This window comes from Streptomyces sp. 5-10 (assembly GCF_014712245.1).
GTDB lineage: Bacteria > Actinomycetota > Actinomycetes > Streptomycetales > Streptomycetaceae > Streptomyces > Streptomyces violaceusniger.
Genome location: NZ_JACVYG010000033.1, coordinates 68,614 through 94,824, shown reverse-complemented (window position 1 = coordinate 94,824; position 26,211 = coordinate 68,614). Strand labels below are relative to the sequence as shown.

General features: G+C 69.0%; 25 protein-coding genes and 4 pseudogenes. 9 read left to right on the top strand and 20 right to left on the bottom strand.

Features of this window, described 5'->3' with window-relative positions:
- Positions 1-139: 139 nt before the first annotated feature.
- From IEJ02_RS30550 to IEJ02_RS30540, 3 genes are all read right to left on the bottom strand, one after another.
- Positions 140-1,441, bottom strand: a complete 1,302-nt coding sequence (locus IEJ02_RS30550) for a replication-associated recombination protein A (RefSeq protein ID WP_191067767.1) — start codon at positions 1,439-1,441, stop codon at positions 140-142.
- 89 nt (positions 1,442-1,530) lie between these two features.
- Positions 1,531-1,899, bottom strand: coding sequence for an MmcQ/YjbR family DNA-binding protein (locus tag IEJ02_RS30545; RefSeq protein WP_191067766.1), 369 nt, complete (start codon positions 1,897-1,899; stop codon positions 1,531-1,533).
- Positions 1,896-2,282, bottom strand: coding sequence for an MmcQ/YjbR family DNA-binding protein (locus tag IEJ02_RS30540; protein WP_191067765.1), 387 nt, complete (start codon positions 2,280-2,282; stop codon positions 1,896-1,898). Before IEJ02_RS30540 ends, IEJ02_RS30545 begins: the two co-directional genes overlap by 4 nt.
- 142 nt (positions 2,283-2,424) lie before the next feature.
- Between IEJ02_RS30540 and IEJ02_RS30535 the strand changes: the two genes are divergently transcribed.
- Positions 2,425-3,360, top strand: coding sequence for a helix-turn-helix domain-containing protein (locus IEJ02_RS30535; protein ID WP_191067764.1), 936 nt, complete (start codon positions 2,425-2,427; stop codon positions 3,358-3,360).
- A 30-nt stretch (positions 3,361-3,390) separates the two neighbouring features.
- Here the strand turns inward: IEJ02_RS30535 and IEJ02_RS30530 are convergent, their stop codons facing one another.
- Entirely contained in the window at positions 3,391-4,413 is a 1,023-nt protein-coding gene (locus IEJ02_RS30530; protein WP_370467156.1) for an alcohol dehydrogenase catalytic domain-containing protein, read from the bottom strand.
- A gap of 131 nt (positions 4,414-4,544) precedes the next feature.
- Positions 4,545-5,981 (bottom strand): carboxylesterase family protein, encoded by a 1,437-nt coding sequence (locus IEJ02_RS30525; protein ID WP_191067763.1) that lies wholly within the window; start codon positions 5,979-5,981, stop codon positions 4,545-4,547.
- Between the two features lie 215 nt (positions 5,982-6,196).
- Between IEJ02_RS30525 and IEJ02_RS30520 the strand changes: the two genes are divergently transcribed.
- On the top strand, positions 6,197-6,544 hold the full coding sequence (locus IEJ02_RS30520; RefSeq protein ID WP_191067762.1) for a hypothetical protein: 348 nt from the start codon (positions 6,197-6,199) through the stop codon (positions 6,542-6,544).
- Between the two features lie 219 nt (positions 6,545-6,763).
- Entirely contained in the window at positions 6,764-7,981 is a 1,218-nt protein-coding gene (locus tag IEJ02_RS30515; protein ID WP_370467155.1) for an MFS transporter, read from the top strand.
- A gap of 383 nt (positions 7,982-8,364) precedes the next feature.
- Here IEJ02_RS30515 and IEJ02_RS30510 read toward each other — a convergent pair whose 3' ends face one another.
- From IEJ02_RS30510 to IEJ02_RS30495, 5 genes and pseudogenes are all read right to left on the bottom strand, one after another.
- A complete protein-coding gene (locus IEJ02_RS30510; RefSeq protein ID WP_191067761.1) occupies positions 8,365-8,613 on the bottom strand; it encodes a hypothetical protein in 249 nt (82 codons plus the stop codon).
- 710 nt (positions 8,614-9,323) lie between these two features.
- Positions 9,324-9,536: a hypothetical protein gene (locus IEJ02_RS30505; RefSeq protein ID WP_191067760.1), complete on the bottom strand. Its 213-nt coding sequence runs from the start codon at positions 9,534-9,536 to the stop codon at positions 9,324-9,326.
- Positions 9,537-10,227: 691 nt separating this feature from the next.
- Positions 10,228-10,380: pseudogene (locus tag IEJ02_RS51450) on the bottom strand (IS30 family transposase); the annotation flags it as partial.
- Positions 10,381-10,394: 14 nt separating this feature from the next.
- Positions 10,395-10,955: a transposase gene (locus IEJ02_RS30500; RefSeq protein ID WP_317985961.1), complete on the bottom strand. Its 561-nt coding sequence runs from the start codon at positions 10,953-10,955 to the stop codon at positions 10,395-10,397.
- 249 nt (positions 10,956-11,204) lie between these two features.
- Entirely contained in the window at positions 11,205-11,882 is a 678-nt protein-coding gene (locus tag IEJ02_RS30495) for a class I SAM-dependent methyltransferase (RefSeq protein ID WP_191067759.1), read from the bottom strand.
- A gap of 280 nt (positions 11,883-12,162) precedes the next feature.
- On the opposite strand from IEJ02_RS30495, the gene IEJ02_RS30490 reads away from it, so the two are divergent.
- On the top strand, positions 12,163-13,296 hold the full coding sequence (locus IEJ02_RS30490; RefSeq protein ID WP_191067758.1) for a lanthionine synthetase LanC family protein: 1,134 nt from the start codon (positions 12,163-12,165) through the stop codon (positions 13,294-13,296).
- 59 nt (positions 13,297-13,355) lie between these two features.
- On the opposite strand, the gene IEJ02_RS30485 is transcribed toward IEJ02_RS30490, so the two are convergent.
- Positions 13,356-14,879 (bottom strand): MFS transporter, encoded by a 1,524-nt coding sequence (locus IEJ02_RS30485; RefSeq protein WP_191067757.1) that lies wholly within the window; start codon positions 14,877-14,879, stop codon positions 13,356-13,358.
- 95 nt (positions 14,880-14,974) lie between these two features.
- On the opposite strand from IEJ02_RS30485, the gene IEJ02_RS30480 reads away from it, so the two are divergent.
- The gene (locus IEJ02_RS30480) at positions 14,975-15,703 is read left to right on the top strand and encodes a TetR/AcrR family transcriptional regulator C-terminal domain-containing protein (protein WP_191067756.1); all 729 of its coding nucleotides are present in this window, start codon (positions 14,975-14,977) and stop codon (positions 15,701-15,703) included.
- Positions 15,704-15,753: 50 nt separating this feature from the next.
- Here the strand turns inward: IEJ02_RS30480 and IEJ02_RS30475 are convergent.
- Positions 15,754-16,464: pseudogene (locus IEJ02_RS30475) on the bottom strand (integrase core domain-containing protein); the annotation flags it as partial.
- A gap of 159 nt (positions 16,465-16,623) precedes the next feature.
- Here IEJ02_RS30475 and IEJ02_RS30470 point away from each other — a divergent pair.
- Entirely contained in the window at positions 16,624-18,036 is a 1,413-nt protein-coding gene (locus IEJ02_RS30470; protein WP_223864710.1) for an IS4 family transposase, read from the top strand.
- 82 nt (positions 18,037-18,118) lie between these two features.
- Positions 18,119-19,231: pseudogene (locus IEJ02_RS49060) on the top strand (integrase core domain-containing protein).
- Between the two features lie 18 nt (positions 19,232-19,249).
- Here IEJ02_RS49060 and IEJ02_RS30460 read toward each other — a convergent pair.
- Positions 19,250-19,525, bottom strand: a complete 276-nt coding sequence (locus IEJ02_RS30460; RefSeq protein ID WP_191067754.1) for a hypothetical protein — start codon at positions 19,523-19,525, stop codon at positions 19,250-19,252.
- A 232-nt stretch (positions 19,526-19,757) separates the two neighbouring features.
- Between IEJ02_RS30460 and IEJ02_RS30455 the strand changes: the two genes are divergently transcribed.
- Positions 19,758-20,408 carry a formylglycine-generating enzyme family protein gene (locus tag IEJ02_RS30455; protein ID WP_191067790.1) on the top strand — a complete coding sequence of 217 codons (651 nt, stop codon included), beginning with the start codon at positions 19,758-19,760 and terminating at the stop codon, positions 20,406-20,408.
- Positions 20,409-20,630: 222 nt separating this feature from the next.
- Here IEJ02_RS30455 and IEJ02_RS30450 read toward each other — a convergent pair whose 3' ends face one another.
- The 4 genes from IEJ02_RS30450 to IEJ02_RS50500 are packed head-to-tail and all read right to left on the bottom strand — an operon-like array spanning position 20,631 to position 23,291.
- The gene (locus IEJ02_RS30450; protein WP_191067753.1) at positions 20,631-21,302 is read right to left on the bottom strand and encodes a hypothetical protein; all 672 of its coding nucleotides are present in this window, start codon (positions 21,300-21,302) and stop codon (positions 20,631-20,633) included.
- A complete protein-coding gene (locus tag IEJ02_RS50885; protein ID WP_191067752.1) occupies positions 21,212-21,763 on the bottom strand; it encodes a TniQ family protein in 552 nt (183 codons plus the stop codon). The genes IEJ02_RS30450 and IEJ02_RS50885 overlap by 91 nt, the downstream gene beginning before the upstream one ends.
- Positions 21,760-22,827, bottom strand: coding sequence for a TniB family NTP-binding protein (locus tag IEJ02_RS30440; protein WP_191067751.1), 1,068 nt, complete (start codon positions 22,825-22,827; stop codon positions 21,760-21,762). Before IEJ02_RS30440 ends, IEJ02_RS50885 begins: the two co-directional genes overlap by 4 nt.
- Positions 22,821-23,291, bottom strand: coding sequence for a hypothetical protein (locus IEJ02_RS50500; RefSeq protein ID WP_317985960.1), 471 nt, complete (start codon positions 23,289-23,291; stop codon positions 22,821-22,823). The genes IEJ02_RS30440 and IEJ02_RS50500 overlap by 7 nt, the downstream gene beginning before the upstream one ends.
- Before the next feature lie 544 nt (positions 23,292-23,835).
- On the opposite strand from IEJ02_RS50500, the gene IEJ02_RS50495 reads away from it, so the two are divergent.
- Positions 23,836-24,162 (top strand): hypothetical protein, encoded by a 327-nt coding sequence (locus tag IEJ02_RS50495; RefSeq protein WP_317985959.1) that lies wholly within the window; start codon positions 23,836-23,838, stop codon positions 24,160-24,162.
- On the opposite strand, the gene IEJ02_RS50490 is transcribed toward IEJ02_RS50495, so the two are convergent.
- From IEJ02_RS50490 to IEJ02_RS30425, 3 genes and pseudogenes are all read right to left on the bottom strand, one after another.
- Positions 24,136-24,837, bottom strand: coding sequence for a hypothetical protein (locus IEJ02_RS50490; protein WP_317985958.1), 702 nt, complete (start codon positions 24,835-24,837; stop codon positions 24,136-24,138). The genes IEJ02_RS50495 and IEJ02_RS50490 overlap by 27 nt on opposite strands.
- An 83-nt stretch (positions 24,838-24,920) precedes the next feature.
- Positions 24,921-25,582: pseudogene (locus IEJ02_RS30430) on the bottom strand (TnsA-like heteromeric transposase endonuclease subunit).
- Positions 25,583-25,606: 24 nt separating this feature from the next.
- A complete protein-coding gene (locus IEJ02_RS30425) occupies positions 25,607-26,200 on the bottom strand; it encodes a DinB family protein (protein WP_191067750.1) in 594 nt (197 codons plus the stop codon).
- Between the last annotated feature and the right edge of the window lie 11 nt (positions 26,201-26,211).

Below are 26,211 nucleotides of genomic sequence, written 5' to 3'. Positions count from 1 at the left end.
GACCACATGATCATCCGTGGGTGGTGCGTTGATCACTCGAGGGTGCCAAGGTTTGACGACACCCACGTGAAGGCCGCCGAGAAGGCCAGAAGAACCGGACAACAGGGATGGTCCGGTGGGGGCCCGCGGTTTCTCAGAACTACTCATTTCTGCGTGCGCGCAGGGCAGCCCAGTGGCGCATGCGGTCGGCGATCTGGGCTTCGTAGCCGTTGCGGGTGGGCCGGTAGTAGGTCTCGCGGTCCATGCCGCTGGGGAAGTAGTCGGCGCCGGAGAAGCCGTCGGCGGTGTCGGGGTCGTACTGGTAGTCCTTGCCGTAGCCGAGGTCCTTCATCAGCCGGGTCGGGGCGTTGAGGATGTGGGCGGGCGGCATGAGGGAGCCGGTGCGGCGGGAGGCTCGGTGTGCGGCGTTGAAGCCGCGGTAGACGGCGATGGATTTGGGGGCGGTGGCGAGGTAGACGACGGCCTGGGCGATCGCCAGCTCGCCTTCGGGGGAGCCGAGCCGCTCGTAGACGTCCCAGGCGGCAAGGGCCTGCTGGACGGCGTGCGGGTCGGCGATGCCGATGTCCTCGCTTGCGAAGCGGACCAGGCGGCGGGCCACGAACAGCGGGTCCTCGCCGCCGTCGAGCATGCGGGCGAGCCAGTACAGGGCCGCGTCCGGGTCGGAGCCGCGCATCGACTTGTGGAGCGCGGAGATCAGGTTGTAGTGGCTTTCCTGTGCCTTGTCGTACAGCGGGGCGCGCTGCTGGATGTGGTGGGCGAGCGCGGCGGGGTCCAGGGTGGTCCCGGGGTCGGGGAGTGCCTGGAGCTGTTCGGCCATGTTGAGGAGGTAGCGGCCGTCGCCGTCGGTCATGGCGATCAGGGCACGGCGGGCGTCGTCGTCGAGGGGGAGCCGGTGGCCGGTGAGGTGTTCGGCGCGGTCGAGGAGGGTGGACAGGGCGGTTTCGTCGAGGCGTTTGAGGACGAGGACCTGGGTGCGGGAGAGGAGGGCGCCGTTGAGTTCGAAGCTCGGGTTCTCCGTGGTGGCGCCGATCAGGGTGATCGTGCCGTCCTCGACGTAGGGGAGGAAGCTGTCCTGCTGGGCGCGGTTGAAGCGGTGGATCTCGTCGACGAACAGCAGGGTGCCCTGGCCGATGCCGCGTCGGCGTTGCGCGGTGGCGAAGACCTTGCGCAGGTCGGCCACGCCGGAGAAGGTGGCCGGCACCGGTTCGAAGGCCAGGTTGCCGGCGTGGGCGAGGAGCCGGGCGATGGTCGTCTTCCCGACGCCGGGCGGCCCCCACAGGATGGCGGAGCTGAGGCGCTGCTGGGCCACCATGCGGCCCAGCGGGGCGTCCGGGGCCAGGAGGTGGTCCTGTCCGACGACCTCGTCCAGCCGGGTGGGGCGCAGGCGGTCGGCGAGGGGCCGTGCGGGCTCCTGGTCGAAGAGCGGCAGGGTCGGTTCCATGGGTCTCTCGGTCGGTGGCGAGCGCAGCGAGCTTCGTACGGGGCGCTGGCAGGCGTCGGCTCAGCCGCTGGTGGGCGCGCTGGGGGTGCTCATCGGGGGCCGGGGCGATCGCGTCGTGGCAACCGCTCGACGACCAGGTCGTAGGAGTCCTCGACCGCCTCGGTGATCAGCCGTTTGGTGATGCCGGGCCCCGGCCCGAGCGTGATCCAGTGGCGTTTGTCGAGGTAGCGGCCCGGTGTGATCGAGGCGTGGGCGTGCACGTGGGCGCGGGCGCGTTCGCGTTCGCACTTGACCGTGATGATCTGCTCGTCCGGGTCGTCGGTGACGATGAGGAACACCTTGCCCGCGACCTTGTACACGTCGAGCTGGGGGGTGAAGGGGCGTCCGTGGCTGACGTCGGGCAGGGCGAGGGCCGCCTTGCGGGCGGTGTCCTGGAGCCGGTCGCCGGCCGCGCTCACCGGGATGCCCGCGTGCCGCCGGCGTAGGTGTGCGGGTCGACGGGCTGCCTGGCCTTGGGCAGGTGGGCGACGACGAGCCGGTAGGACTCGGTGACGAGCTCCCGGACGAGGGACTCGTCCACGCCGTCCCCGTCCTCCAGGGTGATCCAGTGCTTCTTGTTCATGTGGTAGCCGGGGGTGATGTGGCTGTTGTGTTCCCGCAGGGCGAGGGCCTCGCCGGGGTCCGCCTTGAGGATCACGACGGGACGCCCGGGGACCTCGGTCATCAGCATGAACACCTTGCCGCGCACCTTGAAGACCTCCCAGTCGTCCCCGAAGGGATGCCCCAGCTCGGCTCCGGGAAGCTCCTGCGCGCAGTCGGCGGCGGTCTGGTGCACAGTCATGGGGTGTTGTCCTCCGTGAAGTGGTGGCGGGCTGCGGCGCTGAAGACCGCAGAGTGCGCGCTGAGTGCGCGTCCCGCGGTTGCGGCGGCACAGTCCATCCTTGCCCGGAAACCGCCGAAAGCGGGCGGTAGGCTGCGGACACATGATGGTCGACAAGCGACATCCAGGCTCGAATGGCCAGGCCGGACCGGCCGAGGTCCCCTTGTACGGCTTCCAGCCCCCGGTCGGCACGCCCTTCGGGCTGGAGGTGAGCACCGTGGAGGACTTCTTCGCCCAGCACGACGACTGGCCGTGGAACCCGCCCCGCCCGGGCCGCGCCACCTTCCACTACCTCATCGCGGTCACCGAGGGCGAGCTGCTCCACGACGTCGACCACCTCACGCGGACCGTCGCCCCCGGCCAGTGGCTGTGGGTGCGGCCCGGGCACACGCAGTGCTGGCATCCGCCCGGCACCGCCCGCGGCCCGTTCATCCTGTTCGAACCGGACGTCCTGACACCCGGCACCGCCCGCCTGCTGGCCCCGCTCACCTCGCACGAGGCCCCCGCCGTGCTGAGCCCGCACACCGACGACGTCACCTGGCTTGAGCAGACGGCGCTCCAGCTCCTCGACGAACACCGGGCGCTCGGACGCCGCCCTCTCGATGTCCACCATGCCCTGCGGCGCAGCCTGCTCGAGTCGCTGCTGCTGCGCCTGGCCAACGCCCCCGGCATCACCGCCACGGGCGCGGCGTCGGCCGGCACGGGCCGTGGTGGCACCTACGGCCGGTTCGCGGACGCCCTGGAGCTGCACTTCCGTGAACGGCATCGGGCGGCGGACTATGCCGAGCTGCTCGGCTGCTCGGTCCGCACCCTCAGCCGCGCCGCCCGGGACGCCACCGGCAAAGGGGTGCGTGACCTCATCGACGAGCGGCGCCTGCTCGAAGCGAGGCGCCTGCTGGGAGGCGCCCGGTGGGACGCCCGGAGTGTGGCCGCTCATCTCGGTTTCTCCGATACCGCGAACTTCGGCCGCTTCTTCCGCGACCGCACCGGCCTGACTCCGGGCGCGTTCGCGGCCGGGGAAGACACGACCGGTCCGTGAGCGGAGCGCGGCGCCCCGTATGCTCGCCGCTCAGTCGTTCAGGACGACGACGTGCTTGCCCGGGATGGTGGCGGACTCGACGTCGGCCTGGGCGTCACGGACCTGTTCCAGGCCGTGGTAGACCTTCGCGACCGGGGCCGTGAGGCGCCCGTCGGCCAGGGCCTGGAGCTGGCGGGCGAAGACATCGGACGGCAGGTCGGTGGCCTGGCCCCCGTAGCTGGTCAGCCGCACCCCGCCGGGGATCATGAACGGGGTGAAGTCCGGGAGGGACCACCCGCCCGCCAGGGCACCGGTGAAGCAGACGGTACCGTGCACCCGCACACATCCGAAGGTGTCCGGCAAGACGGTGCAGCCCACCAGCTCCAGCGCCGCGTCGACGCCCTGCGGCACAAGGGCCCGGATCTTCTCGGCGAGGTGCCCGTCGTCCACGACCGGGTGGTCGACACCTATCGCCCGGAGTTCCTCGGCGCGGTCGGCGTGCCGCGTGGTGGAGATGACGGTGGCGCCGATCTCCTTGGCCATCGTCGCCGCGCTCAGACCCACCGTGGAGGTGCCGCCGCGGATCAGCAGCGTCTGCCCTGCCTTCAGTTCCAGGCCGCGGGTCAGTGAGCCGTACGCGGTCTGGAACATCTCCGGCAGGGCGCCGACCACGTCCCACGGCAGGCTGGTCCCGAACGGGATGACCTGGCCGGCGGGGACGGTCACGTACTGGGCGTAGGCGCCGTCGTAGGTGCGGCCCATGCCGCCCATCATGGTTGCGACCTGCTGTCCCGGGTGCAGCCCGCTGTCCTCGTCGGCCTCGTCGACCACGCCGACGCCCTCGATGCCGGGGATGCGCGGATAGGTGACCTCCGCGTCCGACTCTCCCTTGCGGGTGGTGACCTCGGACTCGTTGACGCCGAACGCCTTCACCTCGATCCGCACCCAGCCGGGCTTGCGGACGGGCACCGGCACGTCCTTGATCTCCAGGACGTCGAGGTCGCCCGGGTGGGTGACGACGACGGCCCGCATCGTCGCCGGTGCGGCGCCGTCGGCTGTTGTGGGGTGGCTCATGCCAAGCTCCTTGTCGTGTGCGTTCGCCCCCGGGTGCGGTCGTGGAGCCGGGTGAGGTCGTGGAGCCGGGTGGGGTTCCTGGCGCGGGCACCCGGCTGATCACGTCGGCCCTGACCGTTGTCCGTTGGCTGTCAGGGGCGGTCGATGCCCTCGAACAGGCCGAGGGCCGCCTGGTAGTGCGCGGTGGCCTCGAAAGGCATGGTGCCGACGCTGCCCGAGGTGGGCCGGTCGACGACGGCGGGCCACAGGCGATTGTGCTCGCCGGTGGCGAAGTCGAGCACGATGTCGCGGATACGGGTGTCGCGCTCTGCCTGTTCGGCGCTGCGGCCCGGCTGCTCCTGGCCGACCAGGGCGTACATCTCACTGCCGTGCACGGCGGGCACACCCTCGGCCGCCCCGACCACCAGGAGATGGGCGTTGCCGCCCGCGGCGGCGTGGGCCAGGGTGCCGCGCGCGGCGGGGAGCCCGTAGACGTAGTCCGCCAGGAGCGCGGCGCGGACCTCGGCCGGGGTGCGGCCGCCCTGGTCGTAGGCGTCGACGATCTGCCGGGCGCGGGAGCGGGGAAGGCGCCACGCCGCGACTTGATCGACGATGCCCTCGATGGTGTGCGGGTCGAACCGGTCGAGGTCCCTCGCCACCCACCAGCCCATGTCGTCACTGGCCATGCTCAGCAGGATGTCGACGTCCCGGTGTGTGCCCGAGGCCAGGACGTCCATGGGGTGGGCGCGCAGCACCGCACCGGGCTGTCCGGCGTCCAGGACGACACCGATGGCCTTGGAGTCCATCCCGGCGCGGACGCCGAGGTCCGTCGGGGTGACCTTGTGCAGGGCAGCAACCATGGCGGCCGTGTCCAGGTCGAGCAGCTTCTCCGGGTTGTCCGCGACGCCGAGTTCAGTGACGAACCGGTGCGCGACCTCCTCGGCCCACCACGCCGGCTGGACACGCGCGGCACCGCCGGAGAACCCGGCCAGACGCCGGTACAGACCGTTGGCGGAGGGGGCGCCGAGCAGCCCGAAGGCGGAAAAGCCGCCGGCGCTGTGGCCGTAGACGGTGACGTTGTCGGGATCGCCGCCGAAGTAGGCGATGTTCTGCTTGATCCAGGTCAGGGCGCAGATCACGTCCTGCAGGCAGAGGTTGCTGGCCTCGGCGAGAGCGCCGCCGTACTGCGACAGCGAGACCGCGCCCAGGGCGCCGAGCCGGTAGTTGATCGACACGCCCACCACGCGCCCGGTCGCGGCGAGACCGGAGGCGTTCGAGGTGATCTGCGTGTTGGCGCCGTACTCGAATCCGCCACCGTGGATGTACACGGCCACCGGGAGCGCCTTCCCGGCGGGCTCCTCGGGAGCCCACACGTTCAGGTTCAGGCAGTCCTCGCCCATTCCGCTGTCCGCCTCCAGCCAGTCGCCGCTGTCCGGCTGGACGGAGACGATGCCCTTGCGGTCACAGGGGCGGTCCGGATCGAAGTCCACGAGCAGCGGACGGCGGAACCGCTCGGCGGTGGCGTACGGAATCCCCCACCAGGAGCGCACCCCTGGTGCCGTCGGGGCCTTAGGTGCGGTGGCGGTCATGACATGTCCTTCCGGTGCGGTTCGGGTGTCTTCCATCGTTCTCCGGGGTCCGGCGAATCGTCCGGCAAGCAGCGGTCACCCGGTGGTCACCAGAGGACACTTCTCTGCGCTTGCTCTTCTCGTAGCGCGGACCGCCGGGGTCAGGCTGCGGTCCTGCCGTCAGCAGGCCGGTGGGCCGTGGCCTGGGAGAGACCCCTCCGAGCCTGCGGGCGCTTGTGCGCGAGGACGTCGACCAGGCCGTCCTGAGGCAGGACAAGCCCCGGCGTACCGGTTCCACCCACCTTCATGACTTCGGCCTGCAGTTCTTCGGTCCCGAGTACCTGACGTCGTGGACTGTCGGAAACTTCGACTTCCCGGGGCTGCCCGAAGGGCTGACAGTGAAGGAAGTGGTCAGCCTGCTGGGGCCCTTGGTCCGCTCTCCGCTGCACGCGAGGAGCGGGGTCGTGCCGTGTGAACTGTCCGGTCTCGCAAAGGGACGGTTCGGCACAGTGATCTATGCGTCATCGATGGCAGAGTTCCATCGCCTGGTCCGCCAGGTCCACGAGAAAATCCAGCAAGGTTGAGGTTAGAGCAAATGATCTCAGACGACAGCGCCGTTCACAGCAGGCGCTGGCTGATCCTGGCAACGGTCGCAGGGTGCTTTCTCCCGGTGGCAGCGGACGCGACAATCCTCAATGTCGCCGTGCCGTCGCTGACGGAGGCACTGGGAGCCTCGGCCCGGGAACTGCTGTGGATCGTGGACATCTATCGCCGGGCGCGCCGCCCTGGCAGTCGGCGCGTCTATGATCATCCCCGCCACCCTGGCCATCATCCGGCAGGTCTTCCACGACCCCCGTGAACGGGCCTTCGCCATCGGTGTCTGGAGCGCGATCGCCGCGAGCGGAGCCGCCGTGGGGCCGGTGGCCGGCGGCCTGATCCTCGCGCACTACTGGTGGGGCGCCGTCTTCCTGATCAACATCCCCCTTGTCGCGGCCGCGCTCTTCCTCGTGTTCTCACTGCTCACCAACCAAGTGCCCGAGGACAAGGACCCCTGGGAAGCCACTTCCCCCGTTCTTGCGGTAGTGGGGACCGTCGGCATCGTGTACGCGGTGAAATCGGCCGCGCACCAGGGCTCGGCGCCCATCGAGACATGGGTGCCCGGAGTGATCGGACTCGTCGCGGCTACACTCTTCCTGCGACGCCAACTCCACTGCGAACAGCCCATGCTTGACCTCGCCCTCTTCCGCGAGCAGCACTTCCGCATCGGTGTGATGGCGGCGACCTTCCCGGTCTTCGTGCTCGTCGGCTTCGAACTCCAACTGGCCCAGCATCTGCAGTTCGTGATCGGTAAGTCCCCCTGGGAAGCGGGCATCTTCCTGCTCCCCATGCCGATCGCCGCGTTCGCCGCCGCACCTTTGGCCGGACTTCTCTCCTCCCGGTACGGAGTGTCGGTCATTATCCCCGCCGGACTCGGGCTGGCAGCCCTCGGATACGTCGGCATCGCCATATCGGCCGACAGCAGCGCCTCACTCACTCTCATCGGTTGTCTGATCCTGATCGGCGCAGGCCACGGAGGAGTCCAGGCCGTGGCTTCTGATGCCATCATGACCGGCGCCCCGCCGAACCGGGCCGGAGCGGCGGCCTCGATCGAATCGGTGTCGTACGAAGTGGGAGCCGGGCTCGGCATCGCCCTGCTGGGCAGCCTCATGGCCGCTGTGTACAGCCACACCTTCGCCCTGCCACCCACTACTGAGGCAGCCGTCCCGGACAAGGCGTCGGACTCCATCGGGGAGGCTGTTTCCCTCGCCCACAAGATCCAGACCGATGTGGGTCAGGCCATCACCGTCGCCGCCAAGGAGGCATTTATTCACGCCTACCGTGTCACAGCGATTAGCGCCGCGGTCATCGTCGCCGTCACCGCGGTGATAATCGCCCTCATCCTCAAGCGGAGCGCCCCTGGCCATGGAGAAGAAGAACAGGTCAGCCACCGATCTGACCCCATGCCTGATAGCCGTCGCTGACCCGCGTCAGTGCCGCATTTTCACCCGAAAAGAAGCGTTCTGGCGGCCACTCACGGCTATCGAGCACGGCCCCGTCCTCGCTCTCGAACGACGTCATCGGCACCAAGGTGCCAGCTCTGGCGAACCGCGAAGCCGTCCGCGACCGTATCGACGTCCACACCGCCTCCCGCCACCACACCACAGCCGCCCTCGAAACACTTGGCCGCCGCCACGCCCGGACGAGTCCTGCCTCGAAGACCTCCAAGCCCGCCTGGCCGGCGCTGAGTGGTACGAGGACGAGGAATTCACCGTCTACGGCCTCGCTGCTCGAGCAAGGCGACATTGACGAACTCCGGCAGGGCACGCGGACCGTCTCCACCGCGAGTTCAAATCGCGTGTCCTGGTCATGCAACCGCTGGCGGCCGCCCTCCAGCGAGAACGATGCCAGCCGCCACTCGGACGCCCGCACCTTCTTGGCAATCGACCCGGCCCGCATCCAGCTGTTGCGCGGTGACGCCGTAGGCCCACAGGCGATCTTTCAGGCGCTGCATCTCCCGGCCCTCGAAACCGTTCGCCCGCGCGCGGGCCACCTGCTCCGCGTCCTCTGCCACCCGGCGAGCGGACGCCAGCACCGGGTCCTCGTCCTCCAGCATCCCGGTAGTGGGGCCCCGTAAAGCCTTCAGGGCCCGGAGCGTGTCGCGAGTAGTCACACTGATCCCTTCAACCATCTTCTATGTCTCTCTCGAGGCTTGTATGGAGCGAGGAAGGGAAAACTCGCGCGACATTTCAAAGCAAACTTCGGCGCACCGATCCCGGAGCAATCCGACGTGCACGCTGAGCCAGGGAAACGGCAGGATCAATCGCTGTAGATCCCCAAGTCATAGCCGCACTCATCCCCACTCCGGTCGCCGTCCTCGCTGCTGTGACCGCCTACGCCGCGGGCAAGGCTCAAGGCCGCGGCACTGTAGACGCCGTACGCCGCCAGCATCAACGCGACGCCTACGCCGCCCTGCACGCCGCTACCAGCAAATACCTGAGGGACACTTCCCTTGCTTCCAGATCCCGCACCGCACGCCTGGAAGGGCCATCACCGCAGGATGAGTCCACGCGCGAGCGTCCTCGCTGCCGAACTCAGCCGGTTCACCGAGGTCGCCCGCGCACATCTCAACGGGCACCCGCCACCGCCCATTAGGCGGTGGGCAGCCCACATAGGTATCCGGCGCCGGAGTCGGTCCCGTTGAGATGTCCATGAACCGATCGGTTCCCGAACACCGGCAGTCGGCTCTCCTTGACCGCACTGGGGGTGTTCGGGAACGGTCCAACAACGGTGGGTCAGCGGCTGGACCGTGGAGACCTCAGGTCCTCATTGGCGGTTGCGTATGCCGATCTGTACGCCGCCGATAGCCGTGACGGCCGTGCCGATGCTGCCGACGGCCGCTGCAGCCTCCGTGTTGTGTGTCAGGGACAGGATGACCACGGCGACGATGGAGACGAGGCCGGCCAGGATGGTCAGCCACCCGAGGGAGGCGGAGCTGGGATCCCGGGTCGCGCTTGGGGTACGGTCGACGGACGTCACTCGGTCAGTTCTTCTCACGGCAGGACGGCCCACCTCGACGTAACGAGAGGGAGACCTCCGCGCGGCCAGCCGTAGGAAGCAGGGACCGCGAAGAGGTCTCCCTTCGTCATGCCGAAGGGGTTTCGGTGAGGAGCAACCCTACTCAGCCACGTCGACAACCGGCGGGCACGCCAAAGTGCGGTCGGGTATCCGGACGGCCAGTTGTCCACAGCGGGGGAATGAAATTTCGGCGGTCAGCTAACGTGTGGGTTGACCTCTTGCCTGCATGTCGCCTGCTGGAATTTCAGCAGGTCAAGGCGCATGGCCTGCGTGCGAAACCGGCTGAGCCGATGACGAGGAGGGGCACCAGCAGCGTGATTGAAGCCACGAGGTGTGTCGGCCTTGGGCTCGAAGGCTGGTCGACGTCGATCTGGTCGAGGTGCTTGTTGGATGAGGCTCCGTCTCCTTCGCTTGTGTTCTCGCGGCCTCGAAGTCGAGGAACGCGAACATGAGGAAGATGTTCCTCAGCGCGGCACGACGCGGTCCCAGAACATCCGCCCGATCTCGTCTTGCGCGTCTTGGTGAAGACCTCGATCTGGTCGTCGAGCTCGTCGCCGACGTACAGCATGCTCCGGCGTTTGGGGATGATCAGCTGGCCGCGGTCACGTTCCGCAGTTGGGTCCGCGTCGGGTGTCGTCAAACGATGGCGGGCTCAAGGGGTCAGCGCATCACCGCTGTTCAGGAGGCCGACGTAGGCCTCTGCCGGAGTGCGGTACCCATGGGTCTTGCGTGGGCGGTGGTTGAGTTCGTGGGCGATGGCGTTCAGGTCGGTCTGGCTGAACGTGCGGAGGTCCGCGCCTTTGGGTGCCTCTGTGTTTGTCAAGGTGTCTGGTGCGGTGGCGTAGGCTCGGTTTCGGCGGGTCCGGGAAGTGACTTGTCCGAAGAGTCGGCCGTCGGGGTTGGGCCGACCGCGCTGGATGCTGCAGTCGCCCCCGGTTGTCCTCCTGGGCCCGTCGTTCGGGTGTGGCGGCGTCCGTCGCCGACCATCGTGCGCCAGACGTGATCAGCCAGGCGGCGCTTCAGGCAGCGCTGTGCTTCCCTGGGTGTCTTGCCTTCTGCGATTTTGGCCTGGAAGTAGGTATGACCCCGGGTGCCGGGCATGCGGATCTGCGTGATGGCCACGGTGTGGAGTGCCGTGTTGAGCTGGCGGTCGCCGCGCCTGGACAGGCGGTGGCGTGTGCGGCCGGCGCTGGCTATTTCGATGGGGGCGGTGCCGGCGTACTGTGCGAAGGCGCTGGCAGTTGGGAAGCGGGTGGGGTTTCCGGTCCGGCTCAGGAGGCGGGCAGCGGTTATCGCTGCGATGCCCGGAGTGTCGGTGAGTCGGCTTCCGGACTCTGCGACCAGTGCGGCCATGGCTTTGGCGTTGTCTTTCAGCTTCACGTCCCATGCGCGGACCTCCGTGATCAGGTCGGCGGCGAGGGCGTGGCGGGTGGTTTCGGCGGGGCCGACGGGGACGACCGTCTCCAGCAGCTGCCCCCGGCGGCGTCCTCGCGTACTGGGACGACACCCTCGCCGCGGCCGCGCTCGAGCTCACCGGCCACGCCCGGGCAGTCGCGATTTATATCACGGGGCCGTCCACATCCAAGGGCTCACTCGGCGGCATGGTGGGAAACCGCGGGAAGGGACCTCTCAAGCGGCTCGCGGGTCAGGCCGGGCTGTGCCCGGCGGGGCGTCGTAAACCAGGCTGTACCGCCAGAACAGGCGACGCCGGATCCGGGCGCCGGGCAGCTCCTGCGCGGCCGCAGCCCGGATGTCCCCCATGGTCTCCTGCGGAGCGGTGGTGGGTGCCGTCATGTGCAAGGGGAGTGCGGCGGCGCGGGCCGGATGCTTGATCAGTCCCATGACCGGATTCAAGAGCGCGGCCAGCAGGGATATGAGCAGATCGACGCGCCCTGCCTCCCGATAGCAGCCGACGACCACAAGACGCCCGCCCGGAGCGAGACAGCCGCGAAGTTCCCGCAGGGTGGGCACCAGCGGCAGATGGTGCAGGACGGCGACCAGGGTGATGGCGTCGAAGCGCCGGTGCGGGTCGCGCCCAGTGAAGTCGGCTTCCACGATGGTGACCGCCGGGTCGTCGGCGAAGCGCTTCGCTGCGGCGCGGGCCATCCCGGGGTCGGGTTCAAGCCCGGTGACGGTGACTGCCCGACGACGCAGAAGCGCCGCAAGATTCCCCGCACCACACCCGATGTCGAGGACGTGGTGGGCCTTGGACGCGGCCACCCGGCCGGCGATCCAGGGGCCGTAATGGTCGTTGTGGCTCCATGGGTGCCGCTGATTGAAACGGTGGAGGTAGGTAAGTAACGCCATGGGGTCACGGTAGACAGGAACGGCGCCTCACCGGGCGCCCCGGCGCCGACGTGCGGGCGACCCTCCTGCGGCAACAGCACACTCAAGGGTCCCTTTGCAATCCCCGGATGACATCACAGCGGAAGTCCCCTGTCCGGACTGTCGTAACAGATCCACGCTACCCCTGCCACGCAGGGTGATGCTGGGTCAGCGAGATGATCAGCCAGCCCCGAGCAGGCTCGGCCTGGGCGGACCTCGTCACGCTCGGAGTGCGGATCAGGTCTCGGAGACGTCGCTGTTCGTGCGCCGGTCCAGGCGGCGGATCAGCAGTTCGGCCCGGATCAGCGGCCGACGGCGCTTCACCTCGCTGGCGCTGGACGTGGCCGACGAGGTGGTACGCCGGGTCCACGCGCGCGCTGCCGCCACATCTCGTGGCCCCGCCGCGGGCAACGGCACCGACGACGACATCGGCGCGTTCGGCGGCTGGAGGGGACCGCTGTACTTCCTGGCTCACCTCGACCGGCTGCACGGCGGAACCCCGCATCTGGCCGCGGTGCGCGAGCCGGTGCTGACCGCCGCGGAACGGGCCCTGGGCGGCACGAAGGAGTTCGACGTCGTGGGCGGCTCGGCGGGCTGCGCCCTGGTGCTGCTCGCCCTGGTCGACGCCGGGCTCGACGGAGGCGGACGGGCGGCGGCCCTCGCCCGCCGCGCCGCCCGGCACCTGGTCACCGGCGCCGTGCCCAGCGGCACCGGCCGGGGCCTGGCGTGGCCGCACCACCGGATCGACAGCGCCCGCCCGCTCACCGGTTTCGCCCATGGCACGGCGGGGATCGTGACCGCCCTGGCCCGGCTGGCCTCCGTGGCCCCCGACGAGGGCTGCGCCGATGCGGTGGCCGGCGGGCTGGCGTATGACACCGAGGTGTTCGACGCCGCGGAGGGCAACTGGCCCGACTTCCGCGGCGAGGCCCCCTCGCCGTTCCGGTCGCTGTGGTGTCACGGGGCCGCGGGCATCGGCATGTCCCGGCTCGACCTGATCGGCAGGCCCGATACGGACGGCCGGGAGGAGGAGCTGGCCGCCGACGCCATGGTGGCGCTGCGTCCCGACGCCCCCGGCCACGAGGCGGACACCGAAGCCCACCGGCTCACCAGCCGGGGCAGCGACAGCATGTGCCACGGCGACCTCGGTAACCTCGAACTCGTCCTGCTCGCCGAGCGAACCGGACGGAACCGGCCCGGCCGTCTGATGCGCTCGCTCGGGGAGAAGCTCGACGCCGCCGTGGCGGGGGACTGGGTGTGCGGCTCGCCGACCAGGAGCGAGACCCCTGGCCTGATGACCGGCTTGGCGGGCGTGGGACACCAGCTGCTGCGGTTCGCCCACCCCGATCAGGTGCCCTCGATCCTGCTGCTGCATCCGCCGTTGCCGGAGCACACCTGAGCGGTGGGCGCCCACGAGGTGGCGTCCGGGTGCCGCGCGCCCGGGCGCCGTACCCCCGCTCAGCCCGACTGTCCCGCCTCCTCCGCCTCCGGCTCGGGAGCCGCGGACCGGGCGGCGCGGCCCGGCAGGGCGCAGAGCGCCACGGCGGCACCGGCCAGGGCGGCGGCCACGCCGATGGTCATGGTGAGGGACTGGGCGTCGGTGAAGGCCGAGCGGGCCGACTCGGCCAGGGCGCTTCCGCCCGCGTGGTCCTTCGCGTACGCCAGCGTCGCCCCCAGCGAGGACACCGCATGATCGGGCATGCCGTCCGGCAGGTCGCCCCGGTACGCGGTGGCGAGCAGACTGCCCAGACCGGCCACCCCCAGCGCGATGCCGAGCTGCTGATGGGTGTCGTTGAGCGCGGAGCCCATCCCGGCCCGCTCCGGCGGCACCGCGCCGAGCACGGTGCTGGTGGCCGCCGGCCCCGCGATGCCGGAGCCCACGCCGGCCAGCGCCAGCCCGGCGGACACCGCCACGTAGCCGCTGCCCTCGGACAGCGAGGCCAGCACCGCGAAACCGGCCGCGGTGACGGCGAAGCCCGCCACGATACAGGCCCGCGGCCCGAACCTGGCCGGTGCCCGGCCGCCCACCGTGGAGCCTGCGACGACCCCCGCCGCCAGCGGGATGGCCGCGAGCCCGGTCTCGAACGCGCTGTAGCCCAGCACCAGCTGCAGATACTGGCTCAGGATGAAGAGGGTGCTGCCGGTGGCGACCGTCATCACCGCCACCGCGAAGCTCGCCCCGGAGAACCTCCGGTCCCGGTACAGCCGCAGATCGACCATCGGCACCGCGGAGCGGGTCTGCCGTACGCCGAAGGCGACGAGCGCCACCACCGCCACCAGCGCCCCGCCCAGCACCGCGGGGGAGGTGTACCCGTACGCCGGGGCCTCGATCAGCGCCCACACCAGGCCGGTCATCCCCGCCGTCACCAGGATGGTGCCGAGCAGATCCAGTCCCCGGCCGTCCCCGGTCCGCGTCTCGGGCACCAGCCGGACGATGCCCACCAAGGCCACCGTCACCACGGGGATGTTGATCAGGAACACCCCGGCCCAGCTCCACACGTCGACCAGCGCCCCACCCAGCAACGGCCCGGCGGCCATGCCCACGGACGCGACCGCGCTCCACACCGCGAAGGCCCGCGGGCGCTCCCGCTCGGGGAACACCGCGACGAGCACCGCGAGCGTCGCGGGCATCACCAGCGCCGCGCCCACGCCCATCAGGGCCCGCATCGCGATCAGCCACTCCACAGATAGGGCCGCCGCGGCCAGCGCCGACGCCACGCCGAACACCAGCAGCCCCGCCACCACGGTGCGCCGCCTGCCGTACCGGTCGGAGACCACCCCCGCGGTGATGAGAAGCCCGGCGAAGACCACGACATAGGCGTCGATCACCGCCTGGAGCTGGCCCGTCGACGCCTCGAAGGCGTCGCCGATGGCGGGCACCGCGACGTGCAGCACCGTGTTGTCGATGACGATCACGAGGAGTGCGGCACACAGCGCCACCAGGATCGCCCACCGTCGCGGATGACCTTCTTCGTCGCTCATGGCCCTCCCTCGTTGCTTGTTCTCAAACACTGTAGGAATATCCACCACTGTAGGAGTCGCGGACGGGAAACGGCAACGAGGTAGGCTGCGGCCTCGTGAGCGCGAAGCCGAACGGGAACAAGGGAAAGAAGACGCTGGAGAACGCGCCGGGAGCGGTGTGGTTCCGCGCGGAGAAGACCTCCCGCCCACGGCCTCATCTGTCACACGAGCGGATCATCGCCACCGCTGTTGAGCTGCTGGACCGCGACGGCGTGCAGAAACTGAGCATGCGCCGCCTCGCGGAGCGGCTCGGTGCCCATGCGACCAGCCTCTATTGGCACGTGGCCACCAAGGACGACGTCCTCGATCTGGCCCTCGACGCGGTGTTCGCCGAACTGGACCTGCCCGACGAGCACAGCGCCTCCTGGCAGGATGACATCGAGGCGTTCATGACCGGGCTGCGGTCCGTCCTGCTCCGCCACCCCTGGGCCGCGGCCCTGGCCAACTCCCGCCCCCTCATGGGCCCGCACGCCCTGCGGTCCTCGGAGTTCGCCTACACCGCGCTCACCACCGGCGGCTTCGACGGGGTGCACCTGTCGTCCGCTGCGGCCACCCTCACCCACTACGTGATCGGCTCCGCCTCCTCCGAAGCGGTGTGGCGCAAGCGCTCCGACGAGGCGGCCACCCGCTCGGCCGTGGACGCCCACCTCCGTGCCCACATCGACGAATACCCCACCCTCGCAGGTCACTTCCCGCTCCTCGATGAGGACGACTGGGACGCCCACTTCCACCGCGGCATGCGGCTCCTGCTGACCGGCCTCACCTCACCCGAGGCCCGAGGCTAGCCTCGGGCCTCGGGTGAGGCTGTAGGTGCCAAGAACTACGTCCGTGCTGGTCACGCAGCATGTCGGTACTCGTGCAGGAGGCCGCCGAGGCGATCGCGTCGATGGACGTGGAGATGGGTGAGTTGGTCGGGGACGGTGATCGGTTCGGGTAGGGGGTGGAGTGGTGCGGCGCTTGCGAGAGTGCGGTGAGGTCTGTGCTTGTTGTAGAACGCCTCGTATTCGCGCAGTGCGTGGAGGAGATGGCGCTGGTTCCAGATGAGGGTGCGGTCGAGGAGTTCGGTTCGGCATGACCGCACCCAACGCTCCGTGATCGCGTTCATGCGCGGCATCCGGACGCCGGTCTGGACGACCGCGATACTCTCGGCTTGTAGGACAGTGTCGAAGGATGTCGGGTATCGAACGTCCCGGTCCCGGATCAAGAACTTCACTTTGGTGCCTGCGTCTTGGAGGTCCATTGCCATGTTGCGGGCGAGCTGGGTGACCCAGGTGGCGGTGGGATGTGCCGTCGCGCCGAGGATCCGCACGCGGCGGGTGGCGTGCTCGATCACCGCGAGGACGTAGAGCGTCGCTCCATTGAGAGTCTTGGTCTCGAAGAAGTCGGCGGCGAGGATGGCCTGGGCCTGGGAGCGCAGGAAAGTCGCCCAGGTGGTGTGGTCGCGTTCGGGCGCTGGGTCTATGCCGTGCTCCTTGAGGATGTTCCACACGGTACCGGCGGCGACCTTGATGCTGAGGGAGGCGAGGTGGCCGTGGATACGCCGGTAGTGAAGGGTGTCTTTATTGCAAGCCCGGGAAGTTAGGCAGGTGGGCTGGTTGTCAAGCGGTTCGTCGAAGGCGGGGTAGGCGAACGGGGCTCCGCGTAGGACGGAAGTCGACCAAGACACACCGTCTCTGTAGGAGCCCCGTTGCATGGTCAGTCCGGCATGCCCGCTGCTTTCGGCCGTCGTGCCTTTGCATCTGGGCAGCTTGGAGAGTTGACGCAGATCATCACGCCAGAGCTGGTGGATGATGTGCTGGCGGTAACTCGACGGGTGCAAAGACGGGTACGGAAGCTGCCCTCGCGGGTGGTGGTGTATTTCGTCCTGGCCATGACGCTCTTCCCGGGCTGCGGCTATGCGGGTGTATGGGCGTCGATGACCGCGGGGGTGCGCCGATGGGCCGGTGAGCCGTCGGCTGCTGCGTTACGGGCGGCCCGCCGCCGGGTGGGGGTCGAGCCGTTTGCGTTGCTGTTCGCGCGGCTGCGGGGCCCGGTGGCCACGGCGGTGACGGCCGGCGCGTTCTGGCAGGGGCTGCGGCTGGTGGCCTGGGACGCCACCACGGTGGAGGCAGCGGACACCGCGAACAACGTGGCCGTCTTCACACGGCACCGCGCCAGCCACGGCACCGCCGGATACCCACAAGTTCATCTTTCGGCACTGGTGGAATGCGGCACCCGGGCTTTGATCGATGTTGTGTTCGGTCCCCGGGCGGGTGGTGAGGTCGGACAGGCACGCCGTCTGCTGCCCAGCCTCACTCCGGGCATGCTGCTGCTGGCTGACCGCGGCTACGACAGCTACGCACTCATGCGGGAGGTCGCCGATACCGGCGCTCACCTGCTGTTCCGGTCCAGAACCCGGCACTGGGTGCCGGTCTTGCAGGCCCTCCCGGACGGCTCGGGAATCTGCTTCCTGCCTCTGCCCGGACACTCCACCCGTTACCGTCAGTGGGCCAGGCGCGGTGGCATCCCGCCGCAGGCCCACGGCCTGCTCGCCCGCGTCATCGAGGTAACGGTCACCACTGACACCGCCGGTGGCGACACCCGGACTTCGTCCATGCGGCTGCTCACCACGCTGCTCGATGCCCACCGCTACCCCGCCGCCGACCTCGCCCGCCTCTACCACCAGCGTTGGGAAGCCGAGACCGCGTTCTTCGCTCTCAAGGCCACCCTGCGTGGCCCCGACCAGGTACTGCGTTCCCATGATCCGGCCGGGGTGAATCAAGAGATCTACGCCTACCTGATCACCTACCAGGCCCTGCGCCTCACCATGGGCCAGGCCGCCGACACCGCCCGCACCGACCCCGACCGGCTCTCCTTCACCGTCGCCCTGCGGACCCTCCGGCACAGTGTGATCAGCGCCGCCCGCAGTTCGGACAACATCACCACAGCCCTCCTCAACCCCCGCCACCTCCAGCCCCGAAAACGACGAGCCAGGAGCAGCCCACGTACTGTCAAACGCACACTCTCGCCCTACGCCTACAACAAACCCAAGGCAAGAGCCGAATGGGCAAAATGCCACACCACCACGAGCTTCACCATCACACCAACATCCACCTTGACCACCAACGCCGGCCCTTAACTTCCCGGGCTTGGTCTTTATTGCCGTACGGAGGTTGACCTGGGGCTTTGCGATCGTCTGCGTGTGGGCACGATCAGTGATTGTGGGTCTGCGACTGCTCTATCTGATCTTCTCTCGACTGCTGGGCTGTTTACTCTTGCTGGGCCGGTCGACCGCCGCGAACAATGCTGAGATCCTCGTGCTTCGTCATGAGGTCGCTGTGCTTCGTCGGCAGGTCGAGCGGCCGCGGTTTTCGTGGGCTGATCGTGCCGTGCTCTCCGCTCTCACGCGGTACCTTCCCTCCGCCTTGCGCCGCTGTCGGCTGGTCACCCCGGGCACGCTGCTGACCTGGCACCGGCGTTTGGTGCGCTGGAAGTGGCGCCAGACGGTGGTCGGACCCGGTCGGCCATCGTTGCCGGAAGAGACGGTCGTGCTCATCCAGCGCTTGGCGCGGGAGAACCCGACCTGGGGTACGTCAGGATTCAAGGTGAGCTGCGGGGGGTCGCCCATCGGGTCGCCGCCGCCACGATCCGGCGCCTCCCGCGCCGCTCTGGTCTACCGCCCGCACCGCAGCGCGCCTCGCAGCAGACTTGGCGCTTGTTCCTGCGCTCCCAGGCCCACACGCTGCTCGCCTGCGATTTCATGCATGTGGAGACCGTCTTCCTCAAGTGTCTCTATGTGTTCTTCGTCATGGAGGTCGCCGCCCGGCGTGTCCATGTCCTGGGCGTCACCGCACGCCCTACCGGTGCATGGGTCACTCAGCTCGCCCGCAATCTGCTCATGGATCTCGGCGGCAGGGCCGGATGCTTCCGGTTCCTCATCCGTGACCGGGACAGCAAGTTCACCGCCCGCTTCGACGCCGTCTTCGCCGGCAATGGCACAGCCGTTATCCTGACTCCGCCGCAAAGTCCGCTGTCCAACGCGTTCGCCCGACCGATGGATACGTACAGTCCGTACCGAGTGCACTGACCGTCTTCTGATCACCGGTGAACGGCACCTGCGTACGGTCCTCGACTGGTACGCCGAGCGCTACAACGCGGGGCGGGCCCACCGCAGCCTCGGCCTGCGTGCCCCTGACGACGACCTGAACGTCATTCCTCTTCCCGCTGCCGCGGTCAGACGCCGCCAGGTACTTGCCGGGCTGCTCAACGAGTACCGCACCGCGTCGCCCCGGTTGCCTCATCATCCACAGAAAACGCCCAGCTCAGCCGCCTGATCGCAATGTTGACACCCTTCAGGCGGGATCGAAGTCCAGGGCCATCGCCGCATCCCGCTCCACCCACGACTCGTAGCCCACCATAGACCGCGAGGTCACCGCCCAGTAGTCGCCCGTGAAGTTCTTCTGACCCTTGAAAGCAGCGAACCTCGGTGCTGGTGAGGCAAGTTCGAAGGGCTCACCCCAGTACCGGGCCAGCGAACCGAGCCGCCCGACGCCGTCGGCACCGACGAATCCCACCTGGACGTCCGACTCGTACCAGCCGGCGGGAAGCGCTGCCGCAGGCTCGCCCAACGCGCACCCCCGATCTCTTCCGCCCAGCGGTACGAGTGTGGAACAACCGGTGGTGCCCGGCCCGAGGAAACCGGAAGCATCACCCCATCGGGCGACGCCTCGCTTCAATCCTGCGGTCCCCCGATGACAGTCGAGTTCGAGCCGACGCGGGGGACAGTGCGGAAGGTCGGCCGCGGTCGTTCAGAACAGGTACCGATATGATCACCTGTCCATGAATGCGAGCGCAGGAAAGATGATCGCCATCCCGCCGGGACAGGTAACGCTGTCGGACCGGCGGACACAGCGCAGCTGGTCGGTCGAGCTCGCGCCCTACGAACTCGCGGCCATTCCAGTCACCCAGGCACTGTACGCACAGGTCACCGGCCTGCGGCCAAGCACCGCCCAGGGGGCCCAATTGCCTGTTGACAGCGTTTCCTGGTGGGACGCGGTCCGATTCTGCAATGCCCTGTCCCAACACGACGGGTTCGCACCCGCCTACCGCCTCCACACCGACGGCGAAGACATCGAGTGGGACACGTCCGCCGACGGTTACCGGCTGCCGACCGAAGCCGAATGGGAGCACGCCTGCCGTGCCGGTACGACCGGACCGCACTACGGACCTCTCGACGAGATCGCTTGGTACCGCGGCAACTCCGACGAGCAGATCCACGACGTGGGTCGCAAACGGCCCAACCCGTGGGGCCTGTACGACATGCTCGGCAACGTCTGGGACTGGTGCTGGGACATCTACGACGCCGAGGTCTACGGCGCCTACAGGGTGCTACGCGGCGGAGGCTGGTTCGACGAGCACTGGAGCTGCCGGGCCTCCGCGCGGCGCCGCAGTCACCCGACCTTCCAGGTCGACGACGTGGGGTTCCGCATCGCACGTTCCCTCGTGTGCTGATCCAGGTTGTGTGCATGACCGCTTCCCGCGCGTCTTACCAGATCACCTGAGACCAGAGACGAATCGGACCAGATCGCTTGAGACGCGGACCATATTGTCCCGTCTTAAATGATCTGGCTCCGAGTCGGGCTCCTGGCCTGCGGCGACCAGTTCAGCTGAGACATGGAGATGCTGGGAATCTCAGGTGATGTGGTCCCGGGCGGGTGAATGCCGGATGCTGTCTCAGCCGATCTGGTCCGGCTCCGCCGTTTCGAACTGATACCACGCCTGAGTCGTCAGCCACGACTGATAGTCCCTGAAGATCCGCCCAAGGCCGTCGGGCTGTGCTCGCGCGTCGAAGAAGTCGCCGAGGAGCCGGTGGAGCGCGGTCACCGCTGCGGTGTCGGCCTGCTGGGCGAGGGGATGGACCCATCCCCCGGGGGCGAGGTGGCGGACGAGGATGGGCCAGGTCAGGTCGTGTCCTGTGCCGCGGCGGACGACGAGCCATTCCTGGAAGCCGGCGAGCATGTTCCAGTTGCTTCCGGCGTCCAGGCCGAGAACGAAGGCGGTGGTCGTGGTGAAGGTGCCGTCGAGGCCGTGCCGGGCGGGCTCGCGGCGGACTGCGGTCAACAGCGCCCGGTACTGCTTGAACGCGGCGGCGTGGAAGGTCTGTTGGGTGGCGGCGAGGTAGTTTCCCGCGGTGAGATCCGTGTGGCTGGTCAACGTGTCCGGGTTCTTGAGCGGGTGGCTGGACATGTAGCGGTGGACTGTTCCGTAGGAAACGGTGGCGTCGTGGTCGTCCAGCAGCTTCTCCCAGACCTCTCTCACGGTGGGGAGCTGGCCGGCGTGAGTGGCGGCGTACTCGTCGAGGATCGCGTCGATGGTGGCGGCGACGCGTTCCTTGGCAGGGCCCACGATGGGGGGTCGTTCTTTCGGGGCTGCGGAGTTGGCGACTTGAGGGCCTGCCGGACGGTGGCGTGGCTGACGTGGTGGCGCCTTGCCAGATGAGAGACCGGCAGTTGTTCGGCTTGAGCGTCCTTGCGGATCGCCGAGAACAGCGCGGGCTTGTCTTCAGCCCTCGTGACGCGGCGCCTGGGCTTGTCGGGTTTCGCGGGCTTCTGTCTGACCAGGTCGGACAGGGCTCGTTCCAGCGCGCCTTGCCGTCGACCGGTGACCGCTGCGAGCCGGTCGGCTCGCGGGCGTTTGCCGCGTCCGTAGTCCGGCGGGCCGACGAGGTATCCGCGCAGGTAGCGGGGCTTGAGGTGGTTGGCGCGGGCCAGGCGGCGGACGTAGGAGTCCCTACTTTCTCCGGGTTTTGGCCGTGGGCGGACCGGCAGCAGGCGGAGTCGGCCGTCGTCGTTCGCGCCGGTGGTCATGAGGCTGGTCGGGCTCTGCGGTTCTGGGCCGCACGGTCGAGTTTCACGCTCTGCAGGGACTTGCGGGTGATCTTCTCGGTGCCGTTCAGGATCGCGTCGATGGCCGCGCCGCGGATGAGGTGGGACAGGGAGCCGATCATCCCGCCGGTGCGTTCGTGGAGGTAGCGGGCCGGCCCTTCCAGGGTTCCGGATCGGTGGTGGTGCAGTCGCAGGGCCTGTTCGAGGGTGGTGACCAGTCCGGCCCACTCCTCGGTGCGGGGGAAGGGGACGGTCTCGATAACGCCGAATCGTCCGGCGATCTGCCGGCCCCGGGTGCCATCGAACAGGCCGTTCGCCTCCAGGTCGACGCCGGCGTAGACGAAGGTCGCGGGGATGCGCTCGGAGAAGTACTTCAAGGTGTCCGAGACCTCGGCGCCGTTGCGGGTCGCGAGGGAGAGATTGTGGAGTTCGTCGACACACACGACGGTGACCCTCGCATCGATGAGGACACCGCAGACGGCTTCGATGACGTCGGTGATGTTGGCTCGGGTGGTGACGGGCAGGCCCAGGAAGCGGGCGAACTCCACGGCCAGCATGCGCGAGGTCGCGGCCGGCGGGACGGTGACGTAGACCACCGGGATCCGTCCGTCGACTCCGGGGTGCCGGCGTCGGTCGATGGCTTCGATGGTCTTGCCGAACTGGGTGAGTGCGGTTGTCTTGCCGGTGCCGGCCGGACCGGACAGGATCAGGCCCCGGCGGGCGCTGATCGCATGCCGGTTGAGCAGGGTCAGGCGCCTGCCGGTGTGGACGACGGTGCGCAGGGTGGAGGTCTCGGCCACGGTCAGCCGGGTGTGGTAGTCGATGCGGCCGTCCTCGTAGTCCAGCCGCTCGTCCGGGTCCAGGCCGTCCAGGACGCGGTCGGGCAGCAGGTCGGGCGGGGCCGGATCACGGACGGCGAACTCCCGCCAGCCTTCCAAAGTGGTGAGGTAGCAGTGCAGTTCCTCCTGGCCCAGAGCCCGTCGCCAGCCGTGCTGCCGACCTGGGTCCGGCTGCTGGCCGGGGGCAGGTCCGGTCGCGGTCACCATCGCTTGTCAGCCTCCTTGAAAGGGTCGAAAACGCCGAGCGGGATGACCTTCGCGCCCAGTTCGTCCCGGGCGTCGCAGCCCTCCTCGTCGTCGTGGGGCAGCGGGCCGTCTGTGCTGGCTGGTGCCGTCTCGGGCTGGGGCAGCCGAAGGCCAGGGTTCTCGGCGGCGGCGCGGGTCCGGGCGGCGACCCGCCGGTCGCGGCGGGAGGGCCGAGCCTTCCCGTCGCCGCTGGGGCCCTGGCTGGCTCTGGTCAGGAGTTCCGTGACCGCTTGGGCGATCTGTTCCTCGGTCGGGTCGCTCCCGCCTCGCTGGCGCAGGTCAGCCGCGGCGTGGTCCCAGGCCAGGTCGCCGAAGGGCTGCGGGACGGTGCCGAGGTGTTTCCAGGGAACCGGGATCCAGCCGCCCTCCCAGTGGTTGCGGACCCAGATCCAGTTGGCGTCATAAGGGGCGCGGTGGACTTCCACAGATCCCGCTTGCGGGTGGCGCCGGAGGGCTGGCGCCGCAAGGGGCCCAGATCCGGGCAGCCGTAGATGCGGTGATTGATCTCGATGCCGTAGGAGTTGACGGCCCGCCAGGTCGCGGGCAGCAGTTCGACGTAGTCGTCCTCGGCGAACGCGAGAGGGACGTAGCCGGCGCTCTCGATGAGGCTGGCGTACTTCTCGTTCGGTGTGAAGTCCGGCCGGGGCCGCCGGGGGCCCTGAGCCCGTCGTGGCACCTGTTTTGCCACTTGGCGACAAGCCATTCGTCCAGAAATTCCTGGATCTCCGGCATCGACCAGAGCGGCTCGTCCTCGACGCGCCGACCGCGGTGTTCGGCCGTGCGGCCCGGGTAGCCGGGGAGGAACTGGCAGAACAGCGTGGCCACTGATTCGAGCGTGGGTTCGATGTGGGGTTTCTCCGCGGGGGAGCGGGGGTGGCAGGGCTGGAAGCTGATCTCCAGCGCGCGGCAGGCGGATCGGAAGTTCTCCGAGATGAACGCCTTGCCCGGTCACAGACAATGGTCTTGGGGATGATCACCGGCCGCGCGGCAGCGTGTTCCAGGCGCTCGTCCAGGGACAGCAGCCTGCGGTGCGGCAAGACCGACCGGGACATCTTCAGCGCGTCCACCCAGCCGGGCCTCATCGGCTCCGGCGTCAGGGCGCGGGCCAGCAGCAGCGAGGCATCCACCGACTTGGTGGTCGGCCGTACCACCACGGCAGCGATGGTCCGGGTGGCGACGTCGACGAGGCCGCAGAGCTCGACCCGGCCCGGCATCCCCTCGTCGAGCCGGACCAGCACGTCCAGCGGGGTGGAGTCGATCTGCATCAGCTCACCCGGCGCCGCGACCTGTTCGTAGCGGAACGGGCCCTCGGGCTGGTCGGCGAGGGACCGGCGGGTGCGGGCCGAGCCGGTCACGTGGACACCACGGGACAGTTTGCCGAAGAGCCGGTAGAACGTGGCCCGCGACGGCATCTCCACCACGTCCTTGCCGTGCTCGGCGGCCAGGATCTGCCCAGTCCGCCAACGCGCGGACTCGATCGTGCGGGTGGAACGCCTCCACGCTCTTGGCAATGGCCTGACGGACCGCCGCCACGACGCGCGGGTCAGCCTGGCCCAGCAGCGAGGCATGCGGGGCGAGCCGGTGGTCCACCACCGCCTCGACACCGCCGGCCTCGTAACGCTGCCGCTTGCGCTTGACGGTCCGCGCGCTGATCTCCTCACCCAGCGCGGCCAGTTCAGCCGCCTTGGCCCGCTCGCGCTCGGCCAGCGAGCGGGCGGCCGGGTCGTACTCAGACCGGGGCCGCATCCCCGCTGGAGCATCCGGAGGCAAGCCGGTCAGCAACTCGACGAGGTGCCGCTGCCACCACAGCGCGCGGTCCGCCACTTCCTTGGGTAGATGACCCAGCGGCGCAGCCGAACCCAACGCGGCCCGCTCACCAGCGCCGAGAACAGCGAAGTCCTCGGCAGCCTGGAGATGGATCTGGTCCACGAGCATGCCCGTGCCGTGAACATCGGCCAGACGGACCATCATCCCGGTCAGCCCGACAACTGTGTAGGTGTGTTCCTGGAACCGGACACGGTCACCCAGCCGTAGCCGCCCCGGACGCGCGGACCTCACGGCCGCCCCCGAGCCGCCAGGCGGACGACCGTATCGGCGCCAAGCGGGGCCGCAATCAGGTCCGCCATCAGTTCGTGCTGCCAGAGCAGGTGATAGAGCACCGGCAGCACCGCCAGCCGATCCCCGATCCGCTCGGCACCCGCGAGAAGCAGCTGCGGTTCGGTGAACACCTTCCGCAGTCGGTCCGCCACCGACGTTCGATGGCAGCGCGGGTGGCGGTAGCGCGCCAGCCAGCGCAGATTCGCCCGGAAGGGCTGGTCCAGGTCCCCGACCAGCCGGAACTGCCAGCCCACTGCCGCGCAGATCCGCGCGGTGACCGCGAAAACCTCGGCGGCCCCTCGTCGACCAGGCTCTGGGGCCGGACATCGACGACCACACCAGTGCCGTCGGCGAGCCGTGCGAAGTCGTCCGGGGTGTGCTCGCGATCCCGCTCGTCATCCGTCCAGACCAGGCGGAAGGGCTGGGAGGCCAGAGCGACGACGGCAGGAACGAAATCCAGGGCCATCGCGGCATCCCGCTCAACCCACGACTCGTAGCCCACCAGACAACGCGAGGTCGCCGCCCAGTAATCGCCGGTGAAGTTCTTCTGCCCCTTGAAGGCGGTGAAATTCCGGGGTGGCGAGGAAAACTCGAAGGACTCGCCCCAGTAGCGAGCCAGCGGACCAATCGGCCTGGTTCGAGGTCACGCGTCTCGGCCGGCTTCCTGAGCTGCACGCTCCAGCCGGCTTCGGTGGTTCTCCCACCACGCCGAGTCGCCCGGCGGCATGCTGTCGTTGCCCTTGTTCATCCCGACGGCACCGTCCATGAGCTCCCGGAGGATATCGGCGTGCCCGGCGTGCCGGTGCGTATCAGCGATCACGCGCACCACGGCATGATGCAACGTCACCTCGTCCCTGTCGTCGGGCCACCACGGCACCCTGCCAGTCGTGTCCAGCGCCAGCGCGTCAATTGTCGCGTCCGCGTGCACCCACGCCCGGCGGTAAAGCTCCACGATGTACTCGCGTGACTCATCGGCGGTGGCCCACATATCCGCGTTCGACTCCGCACCGTCATCGAGCCAGGGCAGCGGCTCGCCGGACGGTCGCCCGAAGGTGTCGCCGAGGTAGCCCAGTTCCACACTGGCCACGTGTTTCACCAGGCCCAGGAGATTCGTTCCGGTCGGCGTCAGCGGGCGGCGGATGTCGTACTCCGAGAGCCCTTCGAGCTTCCACAGCAGGGCATCACGGGCGGACTGCAAGTAAAAGTGAAGGTCAGCCTTGGCATCTGATGCGGTCATGCGGCCAGTCT